Annotated in this window: 19 protein-coding genes and 1 tRNA gene; 10 read left to right on the plus strand and 10 right to left on the minus strand. The window is 67.9% G+C overall.

What is annotated here, in order from left to right; genetic code table 11:
• Positions 1–297: 297 nt before the first annotated feature.
• Together BUE42_RS27195 and BUE42_RS27200 are read right to left on the minus strand one after the other, a co-directional pair.
• Positions 298–774 (minus strand): T6SS immunity protein Tdi1 domain-containing protein, encoded by a 477-nt coding sequence (locus BUE42_RS27195; RefSeq protein ID WP_073468424.1) that lies wholly within the window; start codon positions 772–774, stop codon positions 298–300.
• A gap of 295 nt (positions 775–1,069) precedes the next feature.
• Positions 1,070–1,945 (minus strand): LysR family transcriptional regulator, encoded by an 876-nt coding sequence (locus BUE42_RS27200; protein WP_073468425.1) that lies wholly within the window; start codon positions 1,943–1,945, stop codon positions 1,070–1,072.
• Positions 1,946–2,048: 103 nt separating this feature from the next.
• On the opposite strand from BUE42_RS27200, the gene BUE42_RS27205 reads away from it, so the two are divergent.
• A complete protein-coding gene (locus BUE42_RS27205) occupies positions 2,049–2,987 on the plus strand; it encodes an NADP-dependent oxidoreductase (protein WP_073468426.1) in 939 nt (312 codons plus the stop codon).
• Positions 2,988–3,010: 23 nt separating this feature from the next.
• Positions 3,011–3,898, plus strand: coding sequence for an NmrA/HSCARG family protein (locus tag BUE42_RS27210; RefSeq protein ID WP_073468427.1), 888 nt, complete (start codon positions 3,011–3,013; stop codon positions 3,896–3,898).
• A gap of 29 nt (positions 3,899–3,927) precedes the next feature.
• On the opposite strand, the gene BUE42_RS27215 is transcribed toward BUE42_RS27210, so the two are convergent.
• Positions 3,928–4,001: transfer RNA gene (locus BUE42_RS27215), tRNA-Gly, on the minus strand.
• Positions 4,002–4,074: 73 nt separating this feature from the next.
• On the opposite strand from BUE42_RS27215, the gene trmB reads away from it, so the two are divergent.
• Positions 4,075–4,767: a tRNA (guanosine(46)-N7)-methyltransferase TrmB gene (gene trmB / locus BUE42_RS27220; protein ID WP_083614633.1), complete on the plus strand. Its 693-nt coding sequence runs from the start codon at positions 4,075–4,077 to the stop codon at positions 4,765–4,767.
• Between the two features lies 1 nt (position 4,768).
• Here the strand turns inward: trmB and BUE42_RS32680 are convergent, their stop codons facing one another.
• Positions 4,769–5,020, minus strand: coding sequence for a hypothetical protein (locus BUE42_RS32680; RefSeq protein ID WP_143171789.1), 252 nt, complete (start codon positions 5,018–5,020; stop codon positions 4,769–4,771).
• Between the two features lie 9 nt (positions 5,021–5,029).
• Positions 5,030–6,121 carry an iron-sulfur cluster carrier protein ApbC gene (gene apbC, locus BUE42_RS27225; RefSeq protein ID WP_073468429.1) on the minus strand — a complete coding sequence of 364 codons (1,092 nt, stop codon included), beginning with the start codon at positions 6,119–6,121 and terminating at the stop codon, positions 5,030–5,032.
• A 103-nt stretch (positions 6,122–6,224) separates the two neighbouring features.
• On the opposite strand from apbC, the gene metG reads away from it, so the two are divergent.
• Both metG and BUE42_RS27235 read left to right on the plus strand, forming a co-directional pair.
• Positions 6,225–8,270: a methionine--tRNA ligase gene (gene metG / locus BUE42_RS27230; RefSeq protein WP_073468430.1), complete on the plus strand. Its 2,046-nt coding sequence runs from the start codon at positions 6,225–6,227 to the stop codon at positions 8,268–8,270.
• An 84-nt stretch (positions 8,271–8,354) separates the two neighbouring features.
• Entirely contained in the window at positions 8,355–8,726 is a 372-nt protein-coding gene (locus BUE42_RS27235) for a hypothetical protein (protein ID WP_073468431.1), read from the plus strand.
• Positions 8,727–8,728: 2 nt separating this feature from the next.
• Here BUE42_RS27235 and BUE42_RS27240 read toward each other — a convergent pair whose 3' ends face one another.
• Positions 8,729–9,469 carry a fused MFS/spermidine synthase gene (locus BUE42_RS27240; RefSeq protein WP_073468432.1) on the minus strand — a complete coding sequence of 247 codons (741 nt, stop codon included), beginning with the start codon at positions 9,467–9,469 and terminating at the stop codon, positions 8,729–8,731.
• Between the two features lie 89 nt (positions 9,470–9,558).
• Between BUE42_RS27240 and BUE42_RS27245 the strand changes: the two genes are divergently transcribed.
• From BUE42_RS27245 to panC, 5 genes are read left to right on the plus strand one after another with little or no spacing between them, the layout of a single operon-like run.
• Positions 9,559–9,759 (plus strand): DUF3460 family protein, encoded by a 201-nt coding sequence (locus BUE42_RS27245; protein WP_073468433.1) that lies wholly within the window; start codon positions 9,559–9,561, stop codon positions 9,757–9,759.
• A gap of 35 nt (positions 9,760–9,794) precedes the next feature.
• Positions 9,795–10,634 (plus strand): segregation and condensation protein A, encoded by an 840-nt coding sequence (locus tag BUE42_RS27250; RefSeq protein WP_073468434.1) that lies wholly within the window; start codon positions 9,795–9,797, stop codon positions 10,632–10,634.
• 12 nt (positions 10,635–10,646) lie between these two features.
• Positions 10,647–11,639 (plus strand): biotin synthase BioB, encoded by a 993-nt coding sequence (gene bioB, locus BUE42_RS27255; RefSeq protein WP_073468435.1) that lies wholly within the window; start codon positions 10,647–10,649, stop codon positions 11,637–11,639.
• On the plus strand, positions 11,636–12,469 hold the full coding sequence (panB, locus tag BUE42_RS27260; RefSeq protein ID WP_073468436.1) for a 3-methyl-2-oxobutanoate hydroxymethyltransferase: 834 nt from the start codon (positions 11,636–11,638) through the stop codon (positions 12,467–12,469). Before bioB ends, panB begins: the two co-directional genes overlap by 4 nt.
• Before the next feature lie 21 nt (positions 12,470–12,490).
• Complete coding sequence (gene panC, locus BUE42_RS27265; protein ID WP_073468437.1) at positions 12,491–13,324, plus strand: pantoate--beta-alanine ligase; 834 nt, start codon at positions 12,491–12,493, stop codon at positions 13,322–13,324.
• A 29-nt stretch (positions 13,325–13,353) separates the two neighbouring features.
• On the opposite strand, the gene BUE42_RS32685 is transcribed toward panC, so the two are convergent.
• From BUE42_RS32685 to BUE42_RS27285, 4 genes are all read right to left on the minus strand, one after another.
• Positions 13,354–15,996 carry a hypothetical protein gene (locus BUE42_RS32685; RefSeq protein ID WP_143171790.1) on the minus strand — a complete coding sequence of 881 codons (2,643 nt, stop codon included), beginning with the start codon at positions 15,994–15,996 and terminating at the stop codon, positions 13,354–13,356.
• 246 nt (positions 15,997–16,242) lie between these two features.
• Complete coding sequence (locus BUE42_RS27275; RefSeq protein ID WP_143171791.1) at positions 16,243–17,124, minus strand: alpha/beta fold hydrolase; 882 nt, start codon at positions 17,122–17,124, stop codon at positions 16,243–16,245.
• A 2-nt stretch (positions 17,125–17,126) separates the two neighbouring features.
• Positions 17,127–17,852 (minus strand): serine aminopeptidase domain-containing protein, encoded by a 726-nt coding sequence (locus tag BUE42_RS27280; RefSeq protein ID WP_073468440.1) that lies wholly within the window; start codon positions 17,850–17,852, stop codon positions 17,127–17,129.
• Entirely contained in the window at positions 17,849–24,415 is a 6,567-nt protein-coding gene (locus BUE42_RS27285; protein ID WP_159445503.1) for a non-ribosomal peptide synthetase, read from the minus strand. The genes BUE42_RS27280 and BUE42_RS27285 overlap by 4 nt, the downstream gene beginning before the upstream one ends.
• Positions 24,416–24,531: the final 116 nt, after the last annotated feature.

Genomic DNA, 24,531 nt, shown 5'->3' on the forward strand with positions numbered 1-24,531 from the left:
GATCGTCTGCTGTGCTTGGTCAAACTCAACCCACTAGAAGCACTCAGGCCCCTTCAAGGTTTCGATCGGCTCCGGCTCACTAACGATCGTTCCAACGCTAGCCTGCTTCCATCCGCCAAGTGAGGAGACGATGACACGGTCACGGGGGTTGAAGCTCTTCATGGCTGAACATCCTAACGCGACACCCGAAAGCTGCCGGTCGCGAGCGTCTGCTTGTGGCCGATCAGCGACTTCCGCGGCAGGCGCGGCAGGCGCGGCAGGCGCGGCAGGCGCGGCAGGCGCGGCAGGCGCGGCAGGCTACGAGCCTACGTTGATTCTGACTTGCGCGCCGTCAGGGAGTTCTCGGATCTCCTGGAGGAGGTGTCCGGTGAGGGCAAAGTGTTCGCGCGCGTTGACCGGGTTCAGATTCGAAACCTCATAGGTGCCTTCCTTGAAGACTGGCAGCGTCACGTAGGTGAAGCATTCGCCAGGAGAGGGACGCTTCCCGGCACCGTGAAGGCGCTCCACGAGATCGGGCATGAACCAATCGTCCACAAGGTCGGTACCGAGTAGGCTTTGGAATTCCTCGACAGAGCCAGCGACCCGATTGACCTCCGCCGTTCCTGCGTTGAGCCACCAGACGCCACCAGAACGGGCCTCGAAAAACACATCACCGAGTACCGAGAACAGAACGGGCACGAATGGCTCGCGCAGCAGCCATGACCAGGACTCTCGAAGCTGCTGCACGGCCTCGTCACTGGGCACGAATGTGAGCGACGACCATTTGTGCGACATGTTATGCGGGAGGAGATCCTTGTACGGGAGCTCGTCGATTGTGCCTTGGGCGGTGGACCTCGCCGCACGCCCCCAAAGCGGCCCTTCGCGACCGGCAGCAAGTGGCCGACTGCACCCCTCCGCCCCGTGCCCCGGAAGCGGCCGTCGAGAGGTGACGCCCCCGCCAGCGACCGGATGCTTGCAGTGATGTCGCGAACATAAACCGTCGGCCAATAGCGGGCGCTGACGTCGACACTGCGAAAGAAATCCCCCGGGACATCACACCGACAAGTTCGGCCAAGTTCCGCGCGAGCTTCTATCCCATCAGTACAAGCGATTCCTCTGGGTATCGGTTGCACATGAACTCCACGAACGCCCGGACCTTCGGCGCAGGCAGGCGTCTCGATGTGTGCAAGACCCAGAGCGCGGTCTCCACGCCCGAGACCGTTCCCCACTGAACCAACTCGCCTCGAGTCAACTGGTTCCATGCGATGGACTGCGGAATGAGGGCCGCGCCGGCGCCGGCGACGGCAGCGTCGCGGATCATCAGGAACGAGGACAGCCTCAGCTTCGGGATGGGGTCCAGGACCAGGCGTCCATCGTCGAGCTTCCAATGGGTCGGCTGGAAGCTCGAGGACACGATGCCGGGAACGGCCCTGACCGCACCCGGGTCGGGCATCGGCACCGAGGGCGCGGCCACGACCACCAGCCGGTCCTTCGCGAAGCACCGCCCCACCAAGCTGCTGTCCGGGCTTGGGTTGATCCGAATGGCGACGTCGAACTGCTCCTCGACCAGGTCGACCAGGCGGTCCTCGGCCACGACCTCGCACGTGACCTCCGGGTAGGCCGTGCAGAACTCCGCACTGATCCGCCCCATCGCCAGTTGCGAGAACAGCACGGGCGAGGCGACACGCAGGCGTCCGCGAGGCATTGACACCCCCTCCCGGGCCGCGGTCATGGCTTCGGCCACTTCGTGAATCGGCCCTTCGGTTCGAGCCATCAACAGATCGCCGGCTTCGGTGAGCTTCAGCCCGCGGGCGCTGCGCTCGATGAGTCGCACGCCGAGCTGCTCTTCCAGGTCGGAGATGCGCCGGGACAAGGTCGCCTTCGATTTGCCGCTGGCGCGACTCGCCTTGCCCAACCCCCCGTTCGTCGCGACGAGCGCGAAATCGGCCAATGCGTTCAGATCCATGGTGTTCCATATTTGAAACGGTGTATCTACATTTTGGCGTCTTCGTTTTAATGGTGCAACAGCCTATCTTCTCGTCATCGCAACTTGATACGAGGAACTTCAAATGAGCACCACTCAACAACGCGCAGTCCTGATCCGGGCCTATGGAGGCGCCAGCGTCGCCGAGGTGGCCGAGATCGCCCGGCCGGAAGCCGGGCACGGCGAGGTCCTGGTCCGGGTTCGGGCCGCCGGCGTGAACGGCCTCGACTGGAAGGTCCGCGAGGGTTACGTCCGGGATGCCTTCCCGCTTCAACTGCCGGCCGTGCTGGGCATCGAACTGGCGGGCGTGGTCGAGGCCGTCGGCCCCGGCGCCTCCCGCTTTCGCGTCGGCGACCGCGTCATGGGTCCGCTGGGCAGGCTCGGCGCCTACGCCGATGTCGTGGCAGTCGCCGAAGGCAACCTGGCTCGCACACCCGAAGGCCTCGACGATGTCCGGGCGGCCGCCATTCCCGTGGCAGCCGTCGCGGCCTGGCAGAGCCTGCATCACGCGGGTCCGATCCTCCCTGGCCAGCGGATCCTGATCCACGGCGCGGCGGGCGGGCTCGGCGGCCATGCCGTGCAGTACGCGAAACGGGCGGGCGCCGAAGTCTTCGCGACGGCGGCCACTGCTCATGTCGAGTACGTGAAGAGCCTCGGCGCCGACCACGTCATCGACCACCAGACCCAGCGCTTCGAGGACATCGCCCGCGACATCGACCTGGTGCTCGACTACGTCGGAGGCGAAGTCCTCGATCGCTCATGGCAGGTTCTGACGCCGACCGGCGCGATCGTCGGCACCTCGTCCCCCGACATCCTGGCGCGCACGCCGGCGGGCCGCCGCGGCCTGTGGTTCATGAACAAGTCGGACACCGCACTGCTGGAAACGCTGGCGGCCGATGTCGCCGCCGGCACGCTGAAGTCTCCGGTCAGCGAGGTGGTCGGCTTCAACGACCTCCCTGCGGCCATCGAACGCAATCGCACCGCCTCGCGCACCGGCAAGGTCGTCGCGGACTTCTCCCTCTGATCCAACATTTCCTGGAGATTCACATGAGCATCCTCGTCACCGGTGCCACCGGCACCATTGGTTCCCTCATCGTTCAACGCCTGGCCGACGCCGGCGCCGAGGTCAAGGCCCTCGTTCGCCAGCAGGGCAAGCGCAGCTTTCCCGCAGGCGTCACCGAAGTGGTCGGCGACCTGACCGACGTGCCCTCGATGCGTGCAGCGCTGTCGTCGGTGCGAACGCTGTTCCTGCTGAACGCCGTGACGCCCGACGAGGTGACGCAAGCCCTCATCGCGCTGAACCTGGCGCGCGAGGCCGGCATCGAGCGCGTCGTCTACCTGTCGGTGATCCACGCGGACAAGTACACGAACGTGCCGCACTTCACGAGCAAGTACACGGTCGAGCGCATGATCGACAGCCTCGACATGCCGGCGACCATCCTGCGCCCGGCCTACTTCATGCAGAACGAAGGCACGGTCCAGCAGGTGATCCAGGGTCATGGCGTCTATCCGATGCCGATCGGCTCGGCCGGCGTCTCGATGATCGATGCGCGCGACCTCGCCGACCTCGCCGTCGCCGAGCTGTTGCGCCGCGACAGGGCACCTGCCCCGCTTGCGCGAGTGACGCTGGACGTGGTCGGTCCGCAAGCGCTGACGGGCACTTCCGCAGCAAGGATCTGGGGCTCCGCCTTGGGTCGCGAGGTGGCCTACGGAGGCGACGACGTGGCAGCCTTCGAAGGACAGATGGCGTCGTTCGGCCCGGCCTGGCTGGCCTACGACATGCGCCTGATGATGGCCGGCATCCAGAAGCTCGGGATGCGGGGCGAGGACGGTGCGGTGGACCGCCTGCAGGCGATCCTGGGACGCCCCCTGCGCACCTACGCCGCCTTCGTGGCGGAGTCCGTCGCCGCAACTTGGCCTGAGGCACGGAACTGAGGGCCCATCGGTCAAGGAAAATCGGGCAGTGGAGCGGGTGAAGGGAATCGAACCCTCGTATGAAGCTTGGGAAGCTGCCGTTCTACCATTGAACTACACCCGCAACGGGGCGGATTCTAGCGCGTGCTCGGGCACAATTCGGCCCCCTGCCTGCGAGGCATGCCCGCCGAATTGCCATGACCGCCCCCTCCGACCCCACCGTTCCGCCGCGCGGCATCAAGAGCTTCGTGCTGCGTGCCGGTCGCATGGGCCCCGGTCAGGTGCGCGCGCTCGAGACGCTCGGCCCGCGCTACGTGATTCCGTTCTCGCAGCAGCGCTTCGACCCGCAGGCCGCGTTCGGCCGCAGCGCCCCGCTGGTGCTGGAGATCGGCTTCGGCATGGGCGACGCCACCGCGGCGATCGCGCAGGCATTGCCGGGCACCGATTTCCTCGGCGTCGAGGTGCACACGCCGGGCGTCGGCGCGCTGCTGAAGCAGATCGGCGAGAAGGAGATCGCGAACCTGCGCATCGTTCAGCACGACGCGGTCGAGGTGCTGGAGCACATGGTCGCGGCCGGCTCGCTGGCCGGCGTGCACGTGTTCTTTCCGGACCCGTGGCACAAGAAGAAGCACAACAAGCGCCGGCTGATCCAGGCGCCGTTCGTCGCGAAGCTCGCCGCGCACCTGGCCCCCGGCGGCTACCTGCACTGCGCGACCGATTGGCAGCCCTATGCCGAGCAGATGCTGGAGGTGCTGTCGGCCGAGCCCGCGTTGGCCAACACGGCCGAGGGCTACGCCCCGAAACCCGCCTACCGCCCACTGACCAAGTTCGAGAACCGCGGCCTCAAGCTCGGCCACGGCGTCTGGGACCTGGTGTTCACGAAGCGCTGATTCAGCCCTTGGCGGGTGCCGACGCCGCGCGCGGCGGCACGAACGGCCCCGGGTCGACGCAGGCAGCCAGCTTCTTCGCCACCGCACCCGATGCCGCCGGCCCGTAACTCGGCGCTCGTTGCCCTGCCCTGCACTGCTGGAAATCCTGCAGCTTGCGCGCCCAGGCGGCTCGGGCCGCGCCCTCGTCCTCGGGCGCTGCGGCGCAGGCCGCGGCCGTGATCAAGGCCATCGCTCCGACAAGCATCCGGCGCATGCGTGTTCCTCAGGTGGTCTTCGAGATCGAGATGGTCGGGAACTTCGACGAGAAGTCCTTGCTCCGCTGCGCGATCTTCGCCGCCACCTGGCGGGCGATCGCCTTGTAGAGCCCCGCGGTCTCGCCGTCGGGGTCGCTCACCACCGTCGGCTTGCCCGAATCGGCCTGCTCGCGGATGGACAGCGCCAGCGGCAGCGCCCCCAGGTAGTCCATGTTGAACTCGGCCGCCATCTTCTTGCCGCCATCGGCCCCGAAGATGTGCTCCACGTGCCCGCAGTTGCTGCACACGTGCACCGCCATGTTCTCGACGATGCCCAGGATCGGCACACCGACCTTCTCGAACATCTTGATGCCGCGGCGCGCGTCGATCAGCGCGATGTCCTGCGGCGTCGTCACGATCACCGCGCCGGTCAGCGGCACGCGCTGCGAGAGCGTCAGCTGGATGTCGCCGGTGCCGGGCGGCATGTCGACGATCAGGTAGTCCAGGTCGCCCCAGTTGGTCTGCCGCAGCAGTTGCTCCAGCGCCTGCGTGGCCATCGGTCCGCGCCAGATCATCGCGCTGTCGCGCTCGACCAGGAAGCCGATCGAGATCACCTCGACGCCGTGGTTGCGCATCGGCTCCATCGTCTTGCCGTCGGCGCTCTCCGGGCGGCCTTCGAGGCCCATCATCATCGGCTGGCTCGGGCCGTAGATGTCGGCGTCGAGGATGCCGACCTTCGCGCCCTCGGCCGCCAGCGCCAGCGCCAGGTTGGCCGCGGTCGTGCTCTTGCCGACCCCGCCCTTGCCCGACGCCACCGCGACGATGTTCTTGACGTTCGGCAGCAGCTGCACGCCGCGCTGCACCGCGTGGGCGGTGATGCGGGTGGCGATCTCCACGTCGACCTTGCCGATGCCCGGCAGCGTGCGCGCCGCCTGCTGCAGACTCTCGCGCAGCGCCGCGTGGAGGCTCTTCGCGGGGTAGCCCAGCTCCAGCTCGAAACTCACGTCGGCCCCCTGGATGCGCAGGTTCTTCACCTGGCGGCCACCGACGACGTCCTTGCCGGTGAGCGGGTCGTTGACGGTTTGCAGGGCGGCCAGGAGGGCGGATTCGGTGATGGTCATGGCAGGCGGTCGGGTGGCGGCCGGCAGTCTAGCCCACACCCCTTTCCCCTCTGGCCGGCAAGCCTAGAATCGCCCCCTTCCCCCGTTGATCCGGACGCCTCCGATGACCCGCAAGCTCTTCGTCACCACCGCCCTGCCGTACGCCAATGCGCCGTTCCACATCGGGCACATGATGGAGTACATCCAGGCGGACATCTGGGTGCGGTTCCAGCGCATGGTCGGCAACGAGGTGCACTTCGTCTGCGCCGACGACGCCCACGGCGCGCCGATCATGATCGCCGCCGAAAAGGCCGGCAAGACGCCGCAGCAGTTCGTCGCCGAGATCGCGGCCGGCCGCAAGCAGTACCTCGACGGCTTCAGCATCGGCTTCGACAACTGGCACTCCACCGACGGGCCCGAGAACCACCAGCTCGCGCAGGACATCTACCTCGCGTTGCGCAAGGAAGGCCTGATCGCCGAGCGCACGATCGAGCAGTTCTTCGACCCGGTGAAGGCGATGTTCCTGCCCGACCGCTACATCAAGGGCGAATGCCCGCGCTGCGGCACCAAGGACCAGTACGGCGACTCCTGCGAGAACTGCGGCGCCGTCTACGCCCCCACCGAGCTGAAGAACCCGTACTCGGCGCTGAGCGGCGCCACGCCGGTGCTCAAGAGCAGTGCGCACTACTTCTTCCAGCTGTCGTCGCCGCGTTGCATCGAGTTCCTGAAGGACTGGACGCACACGCCCGGCCGCCTGCAGCCCGAGGTGCTGAACAAGATCCGCGAATGGTTCGCCGTCGACGAGCACGGCCACGGCGGCCTGGCCGACTGGGACATCAGCCGCGATGCGCCCTACTTCGGCATCCGCATCCCCGACACCGACGACAAGTACTTCTACGTCTGGCTCGACGCGCCGGTCGGCTACCTCGCGTCGCTGAAGAATTACTTCGACAAGACCGGGCGCGACTACGACGCGTTCTTCGCCGACCCGGCGGTCGAGCAGGTGCACTTCATCGGCAAGGACATCACCTACTTCCACACGCTGTTCTGGCCGGCGATGCTGCATTTCAGCGGCCGCAAGACGCCGGACCACGTCAACGTGCACGGCTTCATCACCGTCAACGGCGGCGAGAAGATGAGCAAGAGCCGCGGCACCGGCATCTCGCCGCTGAAGTACCTCGAGGTCGGGCTGAACCCCGAATGGCTGCGCTACTACATCGCCGCCAAGCTGAACGCGAAGGTCGAGGACATCGACTTCAACCCCGACGACTTCATCGCCCGCATCAATTCCGACCTGGTCGGCAAGTACATCAACATCGCGAGCCGGGCCGCCGGCTTCCTCAGCAAGCGCTTCGACGGGCGCTTGTCGTCCGACCTCGGCGTCGAGGGCCGCGCGCTGCTCGACGGCCTGCGCAACCACCGCCGCGCGATCGAGGAGCTCTACGAGGAACGCGAGTACGGCAAGGCGCTGCGCGAGGTGATGCTGCTGGCCGACCGCGTGAACGAGTACGTCGACCAGAACAAGCCCTGGGACCTCGCGAAGAAGGCCGGGCAGGAGGCGGTGCTGCACGACGTGTGCAGCGTCTGCATCGAGGCCTTCCGCGTGCTCACGATCTACCTGAAACCGGTGCTGCCGACATTGGCGGCGCAGGTCGAGGCCTTCCTGAAGCTGGAGCCGATGGTGTTCGCCGATGCGATGCGCGCGATCGGCGGGCACACGATCGGCGACTACAAGCACCTGATGCAGCGCGTCGACCCGGCGCTGCTCGACAAGCTGCTCGAGCCGCCGGTGATCGCGCTGCCGCCGCCGGGTGGCGAGGAGCTCGCGCCCGAGATCAAGATCGACGATTTCGCGAAGGTCGATTTGCGCATCGCGAAGATCGTCGCCTGCGAGGCGGTCGAGGGCAGCGACAAGCTGCTGCGCCTGACGCTCGACGTCGGCGAGGCGAAGACGCGCAACGTCTTCAGCGGCATCAAGTCGGCCTACAAGCCCGAGGACCTGGTCGGCAAGTTCACCGTGATGGTGGCCAACCTGGCACCGCGCAAGATGAAGTTCGGGCTCAGCGAAGGCATGGTGCTGGCGGCCTCGCACGCCGACGAGAAGGCGCACCCGGGGCTGTATGTGCTGGAGCCGTGGCCGGGGGCGACGCCGGGCTTGCGAGTGCGCTGACGGCGCCGCGGCATCCCCCATCGGGATGAACGACACGCAGCGCCCTGCGGGCTATGCTGCGCGCGCAGTGGAGGGAGGAACACCGTGGGATTTCTGGACGACCTGAAGCGTCAGGCCGAGTCGTTGAAGACTCAGCAGACGATCGACATCGCAGCGCTGGCCCGCAACGCCGGGGCGGTCGAAGCGGCCTGCAAGACGACGTGGCATTACTGGATGGACCTCGCGCCCCAGCTCAACGTGCTGCTGCCGCGCCCGCCGGTGCGCCTGCTCCCCGATCACGACCAGGGCACTGTCGCCTTCAAGGCCAGCAACCTGGACAGCCTGGAAACGGTGACCGTGAGCTTCGCAGCCGAACTGGTCAACGCCGACATGCTGGACCAGTTGGCGCGCTGGTTGGTCGGCGAGCCGCACACTTTCCTGAAGCTGGGCACCGATACGCGCCGGCAAGAAGCCTGAGCTCAGCCTGGCGACGCGCCGCGCGCCGCTGCAGCGATCTTCAGGAAAGCGGCCGACAGCGCCGGCCAGCCCGAGGCCGACAACGCCACGGGGCAGCGCGGCACCCCCCGCGCCGGCTTCAACCCGCCGCGGCACGCGAACACCACGCAGTTGCTGCGGTCATCGTCATGCACCACCAGCGGCTCGTGCCCGAAGCTGTGCCGGACGCGCGCGAGCCACACCGGCTGCTCGGCATGGTTGGCGTGCAGGTTGGCCACCAGCACGCCGCCCGGCTGCAGCGCATCGGCCGCGTCGTCATAGAAGCGCTGCGAGCACAGCTGCCGCGGCAGGCCGTGCCGGTCGAAGCCATCGACCAGCAGCGCATCGAAGCGCACCGGGGCATCGCGCACGAACCGGGCGCCATCGACCAGGCGCACCGCCAGCCGCTCGTCGTCCGCCGGCAAGTGAAACCGATCGCGCAAGGCCAGCACCTCGGGGTTGACCTCGGCCACCTCCAGCCGCGTGCGGCGCAGGTGCCGGTGGCAGAACTTGGCGATCGAGCCACCGCCCAGCCCGATCATCGCGATGCGCTCCGCGCTGCCCGCGAACAGCAGGAAGCCCATCATCAGGCGGGTGTACTCCAGGTCGAGCGCATCGGGATCGCGCAGCCACATGCGGCTCTGGACCTCGGCGTCCGAGAACTGCATCACCCTGCGGTCCAGCGTTTCGCTCACCCGCGGCACATCGTCATCGCGTTCGGACATCGCACCACTGCGTCGTTGTGGAGGCAGATCATAGGTCGCGGCCGAGGACGGCTAAAATCCGCCCTCCCTCGCTTCACCTGGCCCCGACCATGCCGCTCTTCTGGAAAGCCTACAAGTCCGACACCACCTCGTTCATCGAGGAGCTGAAGGCCAAGGACCCGACCCTGTCGGACCGGATGCTGAAGGGCCGCCAGCTGCTGTGGGACAAGCCGGTCGACCGCGACGCGCAGAGCGACTACCGCGACGCCGAGGTGCCGCAACAGCCCTACGTCTACCAGACCGGGCACTGACCCGGGCCGGACCGCGACACCGAACGGGCACCCCTGTGAGCGAAGACGCCCTGGCGCAGGCCGCCACCGATGCGGCAGCGCCCACCGTGGTCGACCACGTGGCCGTGGCCCGCCTGTACGGCGAGCCGCTGTTCACGATGCCGACCGACCTGTACATCCCGCCGGATGCGCTGGAGGTCTTCCTCGAGGCCTTCGAAGGCCCGCTCGACTTGCTGCTCTACCTGATCCGCAAGCAGAACTTCAACATCCTCGACATCCCGCTGGCCAGCGTGACGCGCCAGTACCTGGCGTATGTCGAGCAGATCCGCAAGACCAACCTCGAGCTCGCCAGCGAATACCTGCTGATGGCGGCGATGCTGATCGAGATCAAGTCGCGCATGCTGCTGCCGCCGAAGAAGGTCGCCGAAGGCCAGGAGCCCGAGGACCCGCGCGCCGAGCTGGTGCGCCGGCTGCTGGAGTACGAGCAGATCAAGCTGGCCGCGGCCGGGCTCGATCGCCTGCCGGTGCTGGGCCGCGATTTCCTGCGCGCGCAGGTGACCATCGAGCAATCGCTGACGCCGCGCTTCCCCGACGTCGAGATCGACGAGCTGCGCGCCGCCTGGGCCGACATCCTGAAGCGCGCCAAGCTGAACCAGCACCACACGATCACCCGCGAGCAGCTGAGCGTGCGCGAGCACATGAGCATCGTGCTGCGCGGGCTGCAGGGCCGGCGCTTCGCGATGTTCGAGGAGCTGTTCGACCTGAGCCGCGGCCCGCAGGTGCTGGTGGTGACCTTCATCGCGATGCTGGAGCTGGCGCGCGAGCACCTGCTGGAGATCACGCAGGCCGAGGCGTTCGCGCCGATCTACGTGCGGCTCGCCTATCAACCCGCCTAGAAAAGAACATTCATGACGATCCACGAAGCACCCGTCCACCTCGTCACCCGCGCTGCCCCCCAGACCGCGCCGACCGACCGCTGGCAGGTGGCCGACATCGAAGCCTTGTTCGAGCTGCCGTTCACCGAGCTGATGTTTCGCGCGCAGACGGTGCACCGCGAGCATTTCGACCCGACCGAGGTGCAGCTCTCGACGCTGCTGTCGATCAAGACCGGCGGCTGCCCCGAAGACTGCAGCTACTGCCCGCAGGCGGCGCGCTACGACACCGGCGTCGAAGCCGGCAAGCTGATGGAGACCGAAGCCGTGCTCGAGGCCGCGCGCCGCGCGCAAGAGGCCGGTGCCTCGCGCTTCTGCATGGGTGCCGCATGGCGCGGCCCGAAGGACCGCGACATCGAGAAGGTGGCCGAGCTGGTCAGCGCGGTGAAGGCGCTGGGGCTCGAGACCTGTGCGACGCTCGGCATGCTGGAAGACGGCCATGCCGAACAGCTGCAGAACGCCGGCCTCGACTACTACAACCACAACCTCGACACCGCGCCCGAGTTCTACGGCGACATCGTGCGCACCCGCCAGTACCAGGACCGCCTCGACACGCTGCAGCGCGTGCGCGGCGCCGGCGTCAAGGTATGCGCCGGCGGCATCGTCGGCATGGGCGAGACGCGGGCGCAGCGCGCCGGCCTGATCGGTGCGCTGGCCAACCTCGACCCGTACCCGGAATCGGTGCCGATCAACAACCTGGTGCAGGTCGAAGGCACGCCGCTGCACGGCACGGTGCAACTCGACCCGCTGGAGTTCGTGCGCACGATCGCGGTGGCGCGCATCACGATGCCGAAGGCCCGCGTGCGGCTGTCGGCCGGCCGCCAGGCGCTCGGCGAAGCGGTGCAGGCGCTGTGCTTCACGGCTGGCGCCAACTCCATCTTCTACGGCGACAAGCTGCTGACCACCGGCAACCCCGACGTGCAGGCCGACCGCGCGCTGCTCGACAAGCTGGGAATGCGGCCGGCATGAGCAGCCACCCGGCCCAGGACACCGCGCCCGGCCGCAAGCCGGTGACGCTGCACAAGCTGCGCGAGATGCATGCGGCCCGCGAGCCGATCGCGATGCTGACCTGCTACGACGCGAGCTTCGCGCGGCTGCTCGATGCCGCGGGCGTCGACTGCCTGCTGGTCGGCGATTCGCTCGGCATGGTGCTGCAGGGCCAGGCGAGCACGCTGCCGGTGACGCTGGACGAGATGGCGTACCACACGCGCTGCGTCGCGCGCGGCAACCGTGGCGCGTGGCTGATCGGCGACCTGCCGTTCGGCAGCTACCAGCAGGGGCCGGCGCAGGCGCTGGCGAGTGCGACGGTGCTGATGCAGGCCGGCGCGCAGATGGTGAAGCTCGAAGGCGGCGGCTGGACGGCCGAGACGGTGCGCTTCCTGGTAGAGCGCGGCATCCCGGTGTGCGCGCACCTCGGGCTGACGCCGCAATCGGTGCATGCGCTGGGCGGCTACCGCATCCAGGGCCGCGACGACGAGGCCGCGGCCACGCTGCTGCGCCATGCGCGCGAGCTGGCCGAGGCCGGCGCCGCGATGCTGGTGCTGGAGCTGATGCCGGCGGCGGTGGCGAAGCAGATCACCGACGCACTCGACATCCCGGTGATCGGCATCGGTGCCGGCGTGGCCTGCTCCGGCCAGGTGCTGGTGCTGCACGACATGCTCGGCATCACGCAGGGCAAGCTGCCGCGCTTCGTGCGCAACTTCATGGACGGCAGCGCGGGCATCGGCGATGCGATCACGCGCTACGTGGCCGATGTGAAGGCCCGCCGCTTTCCCGACGACACGCTCCACGGTTATTGACGCTCCCGGGTTGATCCATCAATGAAGACAGTCCACACGACCGCCGACCTGCGCGCGGCCCTCGGAGCGCCCGGTGCGTGCGCCTTCGTGCCCACGATGGGCAACCTGCACGAAGGCCACTTGGCGCTGGTGCGGCAGGCCAGGCGGCATGGCTTGCCGGTGGTGGCGAGCATCTTCGTGAACCGGCTGCAGTTCGCGCCGCATGAAGACTTCGACCGCTACCCGCGCACGCTGGCGCGCGACAGCGAGCTGCTGCAGGGCGCCGGCTGCGACATCGTGTTCGCGCCCGACGAGCGCGGGCTGTACCCGCAGCCGCAGACGGTGAAGGTGGTGCCCGACGCGGCGCTGGCCGACATCCTCGAAGGGCATTTCCGGCCGGGCTTCTTCACCGGCGTGTGCACGGTGGTGATGAAGCTGTTCGCGTGCGTGCAGCCGCGCGTGGCGGTGTTCGGCAAGAAGGACTACCAGCAGCTGATGGTGATCCGGCAGATGACGCAGCAGTTCGCATTGCCGATCACGATCGAGGCCGGCGAGACGAGCCGGGCCGACGACGGGCTCGCGCTGTCGTCGCGCAATGGGTACCTGGGCGCGGCGGAGCGGGCGGAGGCGGTGGCCTTGTCGCGCAGCCTGCGGACGCTGGCAGAGGGTGTTCGTGCAGCAACGAGGCCGGTGGCGCAGTTGGAGGCAGACGCGATGGCGGCACTCGCTGCACGCGGCTGGCAGCCGGACTACCTGACGGTGCGGCGGCGTGCCGATCTGCTGCCACCGGGCACCGGTGACGCGCCGGGGTCGCTCGTGGCCCTCGGAGCGGCTCGGCTGGGGCAGACGCGGTTGATCGACAACCTGGAGCTCTGACGGGCCGAGCACCGGATCGACAGGATCGCTCACGCCTGAAGATGGCTCAGCGCCCTTTCGCGGTCGGCCAGCGACAAGGTGTCGTCTGAACGAATCGAATTTGTCAACTCCATGCGCAACCGGTCGATGATTTCGGAGACCTTGCGTCTTTGCTTTGAATTGACCACGACGCCATTGGCACGCTCAAATATGGATGCCTTGATCAAGGGGCTGAAGTCTGCGTCCAGAAAGTGCTTCGCCACTCTGGATGCGAATTCGGCATCACGGTGCAAGGCCATGGCCAGCAAGTTCTTGTCTCTGGAATCGGCCTCGAATTTCCACAAGGCTTCGACAGTTCTCTTCGGAAAACGTGTCATGTCGTCAAACAGCATTTCCGCTTCATCGAGATTGTTGTTCGACAAGGCTTCGCCGATTGAGGCAACATAGAATTCCTCGTGGTCTGACTGACGAGTATTTCTCGAGAGAGCATTGACGGCAGTCTTCAGATCCGCGGCATGCATCGAAGCGTCCCGCGCCGCCGACTTGAGTCGCGTCCACATTGCTTTATATTCTTCTGGTTTCTGGTTGCCACGCAACAGGTTTCTTGCTGTCTTCAACAGATCGTTGAACTTGTCGAGAGCCTGGTAAGAAATCGAATTACAGGTCAATGCGGCCGTCAATATCTCGGCCAACGCTGATGGATCGCGTGCGACCAAGCCTACGCCGGCAATGATCTCCGAGGCGGTTGCCGTGCCGATCTGTCCCGTCAATGCCAGAGCGAGCACCGTCTTGTGTTCTTCATTGCGTTCGCACAATGCGATCACTTGATCGGCAGGGCTCAGCTTGGAAATCATTTGAAAGACGGTGGAGATGGTTTCCTTTTGGCCCTCGGCAGTTGCCATCAGCAACAGCCCACCGCAGAGAGACGGAGACGCCACTCGAGTGATTCGAAGAATGGGGCCGATGGCAGCGCACAAAGGCGCCGATAGTATATCCACCGGCCAATGGCTCAATGGGTCTGTATCCCATGAAATGAGTTCGGCAAGGGAGTTGAGCTCGCTACTGCTGGCAACGCGCGTGCCAAGCAGAAACAGCATACGGATCTGTTTGGGGGAAAGTACGTCAACCGTTTTCATCCCGAGATCGAACGTCAACTGTTGTTCACGCTTGCTTGCGTAGTTGACGAAGCTTCGCTCCAGCATCGACTTCCACTCGATCGAGTCGGGCGCAATCTCCTTGGAGATGGACGACGGGATGATGTCGTGTTGCGCCAGCCAATCATCCAGCGCCAAAGCACTGCGCATCAGGTTGTAGGCATCGGCATCCTGCCCCAACGACGATTGATGGCTCGCTTCGGCGGCCCGCAAACACGCCTTGGCTTGCCGGTAGAAGGCCCGCGTCAAGGCATCGGACCACAGCGTACCGTGCTCTTGCAAGCTTCGGGCGTAGTGGTTCATCCGGGCCAGCAACGTTGTCCGCAAACCTTTGCGTCGAAGGTAGTCTCTGTGCTTGGTGATTGGGTTCTGGTGGCGCGAAAAGAATTCGGCCAGATTGCGATCGGCAGGCCTGCGACCGCTGTTGCGGCGACGAACCGGCGTCTCTGCCGTTGCGCCACGATGAGCTTCAATGAACTTGCTGGTCTGGGCAAGCACCAGCAGTTCTGCGGGCAAGTCCATCGCGAAAAAATTTTCCCACCCGTCAACGGGTTTTGCGTTCTGAAGAAGCTGCTCCATCGGTATACGGTAGCTGCCATCGGCTTCAATTTGTGTCAGGGCCTTGCCAACAGCGATGGTATGCGTTCGGCACCCGTGCCCTATTTGGCTCTTCTCGGTCACCAGATAGATGGCCGACTTCGATTTATCTCTCAGGCGCGCCAAGTCCTTCAGCATGCGCGTGTGATAACTCGGCATTCCAGTTCTCGGCATGGCAAGCGTTCCGAAGGAATCAAAAATCATCCAGCACGTCAGCTGCGGAGATCGAACAAAAGTCAGTGGAATTGAATGGTTTCCGTTGTCGACGGCGAAACTCAAACGCAGCTCGGAACGGTCGCCCCGACCGGACAGTTCGGCCAGCAATTCGTCCAGGTGGGCCTTGATTTCCCCAATGGGAACAGGATCGTCATTCTCATCTCGCGGCAATCTGATGGACGTTCCGAGCTTGGTGTTGTAGAAATCGATGATGGATTTCTGTGCAGGCGTCTTCAGTTCCGGGAAAATATTTCCGGCACGGGCATCCCAGCACAGATCGAAATGTTCGGCGTCTCCGTTGCCTCCTGCATCGAACGGCACGATGTTTCTTTTCATGTCGAGCATGGAAAGCCAATCGGGCACGCTCGCAAACCATTCCGGCAGCGCGAACTTCTCTCGAGCAGGCCAGGATATCTTCCATTGCGTTTCAGTGAAGCGCACGCTCCTGTAGGCGACGATGGATTCAATCAGTTTCGGAGGAACGGCGAGCATGGCCCGGATCTCTGCATCATCCTGCCATCCACTGAAATCAAGCGATGGCGCCTGTGCATTCAGCGTATCGCGCAGTTCCCTGCAGACCGGAGACGAGCAGGCATTCGATTGCTGGAATTCTGCGATTTCGTCCTCGATGCGTTCCAGCTCCAGATCATGAATTTCGTTGCGTGTCGCGGCGAGAGTCTTGTGGAATCTCGGGGTTGGCTGAGAATTACTGAATTGTGGGTTCATGATGGCGTTGAGATGGACCGACGATCCCGAAGTCGAGAAGTCGTCAGCACCCGTCGCTCGTTTGCTTCATCAAACCAAGTGCGTCGTTGTCGCGACCATGCCGATCCGGTTGGAGATCGTTGGTGACGCCGGAAACGTTGGCGTTCCGTATCCATGAGAGCGGGGGATGAGCCATTGGTCATCCCGAGTTGTGCCGCTGCAGCGAGATGGTGATTCGGAGCCGAGTTCATCAGCTCCTGTCGGAGTTCAAACGGCTCCCGCCACCCACCCCACGATCCCCCCGATCACCCGCTCCCGATTCACCTCCGCGGTGAACGTGTGGTCCGTGTCCTCGTGGTACTCCAGCTGCAGCCGGTCGCCGAACGGCACGTCGGGAAACGCGTCCAGCAGTTGCTCGCGGTAGTTGTGGAAATCTTCCCGCTCGGCCGTCAGCACCGCCAGGAAGCGGTTGCCCGAGCGCTGCGCCGCCGCGTAAGCGTTCGACAGGAAGGCGCGCGCTTCGGGCGAATCCAGGTCCGCACGCGCCCCCTCCTCCGGCGGCTCGGCGTGGCTTGCGCCGCCCATGCGCTGCCCCAGCGCCTGCCACAGTGGGTGCTTCCCCCGCGCGATGTTCATCCAACTGCTCAGCCGCGTCGCGCGCCGCGCGTAGTGGTTCAGGTAGTAGCGCGGCGTGTGCGGGATCGACGGGTCCAGCAGCACCAGCCCCGTCACGCGCGCGTCGCGGCCTGCGTAGACCACCGCGTGGTCCGCGCCCGAGCACAGGCCGACCAGCACGAAGCGCTTGAAGCCCCGCGCTGTCTCCAGCGTGTCCAGCGCCTCCTTGATGTCGGCCAGGCTCGCCTCCAGCAACCCGAGCCCGTCGTCGCGGGGCTCGCTGTCGCCGATGCCCGAGAGGTCGAAGCGCACCGCATCGACACCGTGTTGCGACAGCCGCCGGCACAGCTGCACCGTCATCCGGTTCGCGCCGACGCGGTGGATGATCCCCGAGTTCAGCACCACCACTGCCGGCCGGTCCGGTGACACCGCCGTGCCCTCGGCGGCCGGCGTCACGATGCCCACCAGCGCCTTGCGCGGCCCCATCAGCAGCACCTGCTCCGTCACCGGTCGATCGTTCACGCGTTCGTTCACGGTCAGCTCCACCACTGCGCCATGCGCTGCAACACCTTCACCGGCACCGCGCCGGCCCCCGAATGGTGATCCTCCAGCCACGCGGGCTGGCCCTCGACCTGCTCGACGGGCACGGAGCCGACGGCCTCACCCGGCACCGATCGAACCACCAGCGTGCGTGCCGGCAACTCCGCCGCCGGCAGCGCCAATCCACGCAGCTCCGCCACCATCGCGTCACCGAGCGCGAAGCCCATCACCTCGTACCCGCCACCGTGCTCCGCCTTGCGGGCCGGCGCATCAGCCAGCAGCTCCTTCAGATACCCCTCGCCCGACACCACCGGGTCCCACAGCACCACGCTGTCGACATCCTTGCGCCGCCGCGCCGCGACACCCGCGGCCAGCGTGCCGCCCAGCCGCAACCCCAGCAGCCCGACGCGCGCCGCGTCGGTCGTGTCTTTCAGCTCGTCGATCGCCGTCTCGATGTCGGCCTGCCAGCCGGCCAGGCTCGCGTCCAGCATCTCGCCAGCCGAATCGCCGGTGCCGAAGTAGTCGAAGCGCAGCACGTGCACGCCGGCCTGGTTCAGCAGCGTCGCGAGCTGCTTCATCGCGCGATGGGCACGCAGGTACTCCTGCCCCCACGGCGGGCACAGCAGCACGGCTTTCGTGCCGCTGCCGGAAGCCGATGCCCGCGCCGGGCTGTACACGCCGAACAGCCGCCGTTGCCGCGTGCCGAAGAAGAATGGGTTCATGTGCTGGGCAAGTGATCTGAAACATGCGCGGCGCCCGCAGCCGCGATCTGGCGAAGGTTCTGGAAGAACAGCACGCGCGGATCCATGCGCCAGCCGGTGCGCTGCTCCACCGCCACCGCGACGCGCAGCGACAGCAGCGAATGCCCGCCCAGCTCGAAGAAGTTGTCCTCGGCGCCCACCCGCTCGATCTGCAGCGTCTCCTGCCACACATCGGCCAGCAGCCGCTCCAGGCCCGGCGCCGGCGGCTCGTAGGCCGCCACCGGCGCGGCGTTGCGGAACGGGTCCGGCAGCGCCGCGCGGTCGACCTTGCCGTTCGGCGTCAGCGGGATCGCGTCGAGCGCGACCACCAGCGACGGCACCATGTAGTCCGGCAGCTCGCGCCGCAGATGGCGCCGCACCTCGCTGACGGTCAGGTCCTCGCCGGGCTGGTAGACGACGTACGCGACCAGCCGCAGGTCGCCCGGCCCGGCCTCGCGCGCGATGACCACCGATTGCCGCACCGCCTCGTGCCCGGCGAGCACCGATTCGATCTCGCCGAGCTCGATGCGGAAGCCGCGGATCTTCACCTGGTGGTCGATGCGCCCCAGGTGCTCCAGCCGCCCCTGCGCGGTCCAGCGGCCGAGGTCGCCGGTGCGGTACAGCCGCGCCCCGGGCTGCGTCGAGAAGCGGTCGGCGACGAAGCGATCGGCCGTCAGCTCCGGCCGCCGGTGGTAGCCGGTCGCGACGCCCGCGCCGCCGATCCACAGCTCGCCCGGGATACCGGCCGGCTGCAGTTCGCCGGCGCGGCTCAGCACATGCACCTGCGTGTTGTCGATCGGCCGGCCGATCGTGACCGGTGCGCCGCCGCCGATCACGCGCTCGGCCGTCGACCACACCGTCGTCTCGGTCGGGCCGTACAGGTTCCACAGCTCGCTGACGCGTGCGAGCAATGCATCAGCAAGCTCGCGCGGCAGCCCCTCGCCGCCGCACAGCGCGCGGAAGCCCGGCCCGCCGGTCCAGCCGGCTTCGATCAGCAGCCGCCAGGTGGCCGGCGTCGCCTGCAGCACGGTCGCGCCGCTCGCCGCCAGCGCGGCGGAGAGTGCAATGCCGTCGGCCGCCGTCTCGCGCGACAGCAGCTCGACCCGCGCGCCGACCAGCCACGGCAGGTACAGCTCCAGCCCGGCGATGTCGAACGAGACGGTCGTCACGGCAGCCAGCACGTCGCCGGCCTGCAGCCCCGGCTCGCGCCGCATCGAATGCAGGAAGTTCGCGAGCGCGCCGTGCGGCACCACCACGCCCTTCGGCCGGCCGGTCGAGCCGGAGGTGTAGATGACGTAGGCCGGGTCATCGGGCGCGGGCGCGCCCGCGAGGTTGTCCTCGCTGCCGGCCCCCAGCGCAACCGCATCAGCCAGCACGTCCAGCAGTTGCACGCCGGGCGGCAGCGCGATGCCGTCGGCCGCATCGCCACCCGCCACCAGCACGGTCGCGCCGCTGTCTTCCAGCATGTAGGCGAGCCGCTCGGCCGGGAAGCCCGGGTCCAGCGGCACGTAGGCCCCGCCCGCCTTCTGCACGCCGAGCAAGGCCACCACCAGCGCGAGCGAGCGCTGCAGGCACACGCCGACCAACTGCCCCGGGCCGACGCCCATCGCGCGCAGCCGGTTGGCCACGCGGTTCGCGCGGGCGTTCAGCGCCGCGTAGGTCAGCGACGCGCCTTCGTAGCGCACCGCCTCGGCCGCCGGGCTGCGGGCGACCTGGGCCTCGAAAAGGCGTGGATAAACATCGCTGGCATGCGCGGCCGCGGTGCCGTTCATCTCGACCAGCAGCCAGCGCTGCTCGTCGGCCGTCAGCATCGGCAGCTTCGCCAGCGCCATGGAAGACGACACGGCAGGCGCCGCCACCAGCGCTTCGAGCAGCGCGCGGTAGTGCCCCGCCATGCGTCGGATCGTCGGTTCGTCGTACAGCTCGGTCGAGTACTCGAACAGCACGCTGCCGCTGACGGCCGCCTCGATGTACAGCCCCAGCTCGAACGGCGCAGCAGCACGGTCGATCGCGACCGGCTCCCATTGCAGGCCGGGGAACTCGATGCCGCTCATCGGCGCGTTCTGCAGCGTGAACAGCACCTGCGCGAGCGGCGGCAGCGCAGGCCCGCGCATCGGCCGCAGTTCTTCCACCAGCTTCGCGAACGGCAGCTCCTGGTGCGCATACGCCTCCAGCGCGGTCGTGCGCACGTTCGCCAGCAGCTCGCTGAACGCGGTGTCGTCGCCGCAGGTGCTGCGCAGCACCTGCGTGTTGATGAAGCCGCCGACCAGCCCTTCGACCTCGCGCTGCTCGCGGTTGGCGATCGGCACCGCGACCGCGATGTCGGCCTGCCCGGTGTAGCGGTGAAGCAGCGTCACGTAGGCGGCGAACAGGGTCATGAACAGCGTGCAGCCGTGGCTGCGACTGAACGCTTCGAGCGACGCGATCAGCGCGGGCGGCAGCACGTCGGCATGCCAGGCGGCGCGGTCGGAGAGGATGGTCGGCCGCGGGTGGTCGGTCGGCAGCAGCAGCGGCGCAACGCCGTCGAGCTGCCGGCGCCAGTAGCCGAGCTGCGCCTCCAGCACCTCGCCCTGGAAGCGCTCGCGCTGCCACACCGCGACATCGCGGTACTGCACCGCCAACGGTTGCCACGTCGGTGCGCCGCCGCGGCGGAACGCGGCGTAGGCCTCGGCCAGTTCGCGGCCCAGCACGCCGTACGACCATTGGTCGCCGGCGATGTGGTGCATCGCGAGCAGCAGCAGGTGCTCGTCGTCGGCCACCTGGACCAGCAGCGTGCGGAAGACCGGCCCATGCACCAGGTCGAAGTAGGCGCGCGCGGTGTCGGTGGCCAGTGCGATCGCGGCCTCCTCGGCCTGCCGACCCTGTGCGCGCAGGTCATGGAACGGCAGCGCGACCGGCTGGTGCGGCTGCACCGTCTGCATCGGGCGGCCATCGATCATCGCGAAGGTGGTGCGCAGCGTCTCGTGCCGCTGCACCAGCGCGTCGAGCGCACGCTCCAGCGCGCTGCGGTCGAGCACGCCGTGCAGGCGGAGTGCGACCGGCATGTTGTAGGCCGAGCTGTCCGGCGCCAGCTCGTGCAGCAGCCACATGCGCTCCTGCGCGAACGACAGCGGCGACGGGCCGTCGCCGGCCAGCCGCGTGATCGGGGTGCTCGTTGAAACCGGCGCGCGGCCCGCGTCGATCGCCCGCGCCAGCTCGTGCAGCAGCGGCCGCTCGAACACCGTGCGCAGCACGAAGCCGCGGTCGAGGGCCTGGCGGATGCGCGCCGTCACCTGCGTCGCGAGCAGCGAGTGGCCACCCAGCTCGAAGAAGTTGTCGTGGCGGCCGATCTCGGCGTCGCCCAGCGCCAGCACGTCGCGCCAGATCGCCGCGAGGCCCAGCTCGGTCTCGCCCTGCGGCGGCTCGACGCGCCGCCCGGCCGCGCCAGCCAGCCCCGCTGGCGCCGGCAGCGCCTGGCGGTCGACCTTGCCGTTGCCGGTCAGCGGCAGCGTCGGCAGCGTGACGAACGCGGCCGGCACCATGTAGTCGGGCAGCCGCTCGCGCAGCGCCTGCTTCAGCACGTCGACATCGGCCGTGCCGGCCACGTACGCGACGAGCCGCTGGTCGCCGGGCACGTCCTCGCGCGCCAGCACCGCGCTCTCGCGCACGCCCGGCTGCTGCGCCAGCAGCGCCTCGATCTCGCCGAGCTCGATGCGGAACCCGCGGATCTTCACCTGGTGGTCGATGCGGCCGAGGTACTCCAGCTCCAGTGCGCCGTCGGCGGCCCGCATGCGCCAGCGCGCCAGGTCGCCGCTGCGGTACAGCCGCTCGCCCGGGTTGAACGGATCGTCGACGAAGCGCGCCGCCGTCAGCTCGGGCCGGTCCAGGTAGCCGAGCGCGAGGCCCGGCCCGCCAACGTACATCTCGCCGGTCACGCCGATCGGCACCGGCTGCATCAGCGCGTCGAGCAGCAGCACGCGCAGGTCGGGAATCGTCACGCCGATCACGCTGCCGGCGCGCGCCTCCACGTCGGCGCGCGTGATCGGCCGGTACGTCACGTGCACGCAGGTCTCGGTGATGCCGTACATGTTGACGAGCCGCGGCTGCGCGTCGCCATGGCGCTCGAACCATGGGCGCAGGCTCTGCAGCTCCAGCGCCTCGCCGCCGAACACCACCTCGCGCAGGGCAGTGCGCCGCGGCGCACCACTGTCGACATCGGCTTGCACGAGTTGGCGGAAGGCCGACGGCGTCTGGTTCAGCACCGTCACGCGCTCGTCGTGCAGCAGCTGCAGGAAGGCCTCCGGCGAGCGGCTCACCGCATGCGGCACCACCACCAGGCAAGCGCCATGCGCCAGCGCGCCCCACAGCTCCCACACCGAGAAATCGAAGGCGACCGAGTGGAACAGCGTCCACACATCCTGCGGGCCGAAATGGAACCAGCCGGCGGTGGCGCTGAACAGCCGGTCGACCGCGCGGTGCGTCAGCAGCGTGCCCTTCGGCTGGCCGGTGGAGCCGGAGGTGTAGATCACATAGATCAAATCATCGGCGCCGACAGGGCTTGCCGGATTGCCGGTGGATGCCTCGGCCAGAGACGGGTCATCGAGGCACAGCGTGGTGCCCGCGTGCTGCGGAAGCTGCGCAATCAGCGCCGACTGCGTCAACATCACCGGTGCCTGCGCGTCGCCGAGCATGAAGGCCACGCGTTCGGCCGGGTACGACAGATCGACCGGCAGGTAGGCGCCGCCCGCCTTCAGGATGCCGAGCAGCCCGACCACCAGCGCGATCGAGCGCTCGGCGCACAGCCCGACGCGCGTGCCCGGCCCGACGCCCAGCCCCTGCAGCCGGTGCGCCACCTGGTTCGCGCGGCGGTTCAGCTCGCCGTAGCTCATCGCGACGCCGTCGCAGCGCAGCGCGGTCGCGTCGGGCGTGTTCGCGGCATGGGCCTCGAAGCGATGGTGGATCGGCTGCGCATCGCTGGCGAGCGCAACCACCGGTGGCAGCAAGGCCGCACGCTCGGCGGCACCCAGCAACGGCAGCCGGCCGATCGGCATCGCCGGGTCGGCCACGATGCCATCGAGCAGCACGCGGTAGTGCGCCCACAGCCGCTCGATCGTCGCGCGGTCGAACAGCGCAGGGTTGTACTTGAACGCGCCCGACAGCGCATCGCTGCGGTCGATCAGCCCGAGCCCGAGGTCGAACTGCCCCTCCTGCTGCGCCATCGCATACGGCGTCACGCGCCAGCCAGCGAAGTCCACCGGCACGTCGCTCGCGCCGGCGACCAGCAGGTCGTTCAGCTCGCGGAACTGCTCGAAGCGCTGCAGGACGAACATGGTCTCGAACAGCGGCGAGCGGCTCGGATCGCGCACCGGCTGCAGCCGGTCGACCAGCAGGGACAGCGGGTACTCCTGCGCGTCCAGCGCCTCCAGCAGCGTGCCGCGCACCTGCTGCATCAGCGTGCGGAACGGCAGCGCGGCGTGCAGGCGCGAGCGCAGCGCGACCGGGTTCACGAAATCGCCCATCACGCGCGCGAACTCGGGCTGCGTGCGGCCGAAGGTCGGCGTGCCGACGATCACGTCCTCGGTGCCGGTGTGGCGGTACAGCAGCACCTTGAACGCGGCCAGCAGCAGCACGTACAGCGTCATGCCTTCGTCGCGCGCGAGCTGGTTCAGGCGCGCGGTGGTGGCGGCATCGACATGGAAATCGAAGGTGGCGCCCTGCCCGCTGCGCCGCGGCGGACGCGGGCGATCGGGCGGCAGCTCGACCTCGGCGCGCGGCGCGGCGAGCTGGCGCGTCCAGTACGCGGCAAGCTGCTCGCCCTGCGGGCCGGCCAGCATCGCGGCCTGCCAGTCGGTGTAGTCGGCGTACTGCAGCTCGACGCGCGGCAGGCCGGCCGGCGCGCCACCGCCCGCTTCGACCAGCAGCGCACGGAACTCCTCCAGCAGCATCAGCAGCGACCAGCCGTCGATCGCGATGTGGTGCATCGCCAGCAGCAGCACCCGGTCGTCGGCGGCGCGGCGGTACAGCGAGGTGCGCATCACCGGGCCGTGGGCCAGGTCGAAGGGGCGTTGCGCGTCGGCCTCGATGCGCTGCAGCAGTGCGGCATCGGAGAGGCCCGCCGCGTCGTGGAGATCAAGCATTGCGGTGCCGATGCCCGCGATGCGCTGGCGCGGCAGGCCGTCGATCACGTCGTAGGTGGTGCGCAGCACCGCATGCCGGTCGACCAGTGCCTGCAGCGCCTGGCGCAGCGCGGCCTCGTCCACCGGCGAAAGAACGCGCAACGCGAACACCACGTTGTAGGCCGCGCTGTCGGGCTGCTCCTGGTGCACGAACCACAGCGCCTGCTGCGGGTGCGACAGCGGCGCGATGCGCTGCTGCTGTGCCGCCTGCGCACGCAGGCCTGCCAGTACCTCGTCGCGCCGCGCGCCGATCTGCGCGCGCAATTCGGCCGACAGCGCCCCCTGCGGTGCACGGAAGCGCAGCCGGCTCCCTTCGAACCACAGCAGCACGCCTTGCGCGGCCAGGGCAGACAGCAAGGCGCTGATGTCAGGGTGTTCGTTCAGGGTCACGGCTTCCTCCCGTTCGCCCTGAGCTTGTCGAAGGGCCTGCGCGCACGGGACCTGGGCTTCGACAAGCTCAGCCCGAACGGAGATTTGTGCAGCGCGCACGGAACACTGTCGGCCAC

Source organism: Rhizobacter sp. OV335 (assembly GCF_900142965.1).
Lineage (GTDB): Bacteria > Pseudomonadota > Gammaproteobacteria > Burkholderiales > Burkholderiaceae_C > Rhizobacter.

What these genes read in the sequence shown, in the direction of transcription:
- BUE42_RS27195 (WP_073468424.1), bottom strand. Translation starts at nt 774, where the DNA reads ATGTCGCACAAATGGTCGTCGCTCACATTCGTGCCCAGTGACGAGGCC.
- BUE42_RS27200 (WP_073468425.1), bottom strand. Translation starts at nt 1,945, where the DNA reads ATGGATCTGAACGCATTGGCCGATTTCGCGCTCGTCGCGACGAACGGG.
- BUE42_RS27205 (WP_073468426.1), top strand. Translation starts at nt 2,049, where the DNA reads ATGAGCACCACTCAACAACGCGCAGTCCTGATCCGGGCCTATGGAGGC.
- BUE42_RS27210 (WP_073468427.1), top strand. Translation starts at nt 3,011, where the DNA reads ATGAGCATCCTCGTCACCGGTGCCACCGGCACCATTGGTTCCCTCATC.
- trmB (WP_083614633.1), top strand. Translation starts at nt 4,075, where the DNA reads ATGACCGCCCCCTCCGACCCCACCGTTCCGCCGCGCGGCATCAAGAGC.
- BUE42_RS32680 (WP_143171789.1), bottom strand. Translation starts at nt 5,020, where the DNA reads ATGCGCCGGATGCTTGTCGGAGCGATGGCCTTGATCACGGCCGCGGCC.
- apbC (WP_073468429.1), bottom strand. Translation starts at nt 6,121, where the DNA reads ATGACCATCACCGAATCCGCCCTCCTGGCCGCCCTGCAAACCGTCAAC.
- metG (WP_073468430.1), top strand. Translation starts at nt 6,225, where the DNA reads ATGACCCGCAAGCTCTTCGTCACCACCGCCCTGCCGTACGCCAATGCG.
- BUE42_RS27240 (WP_073468432.1), bottom strand. Translation starts at nt 9,469, where the DNA reads ATGTCCGAACGCGATGACGATGTGCCGCGGGTGAGCGAAACGCTGGAC.
- BUE42_RS27245 (WP_073468433.1), top strand. Translation starts at nt 9,559, where the DNA reads ATGCCGCTCTTCTGGAAAGCCTACAAGTCCGACACCACCTCGTTCATC.
- bioB (WP_073468435.1), top strand. Translation starts at nt 10,647, where the DNA reads ATGACGATCCACGAAGCACCCGTCCACCTCGTCACCCGCGCTGCCCCC.
- panB (WP_073468436.1), top strand. Translation starts at nt 11,636, where the DNA reads ATGAGCAGCCACCCGGCCCAGGACACCGCGCCCGGCCGCAAGCCGGTG.
- panC (WP_073468437.1), top strand. Translation starts at nt 12,491, where the DNA reads ATGAAGACAGTCCACACGACCGCCGACCTGCGCGCGGCCCTCGGAGCG.
- BUE42_RS32685 (WP_143171790.1), bottom strand. Translation starts at nt 15,996, where the DNA reads ATGAACCCACAATTCAGTAATTCTCAGCCAACCCCGAGATTCCACAAG.
- BUE42_RS27280 (WP_073468440.1), bottom strand. Translation starts at nt 17,852, where the DNA reads ATGAACCCATTCTTCTTCGGCACGCGGCAACGGCGGCTGTTCGGCGTG.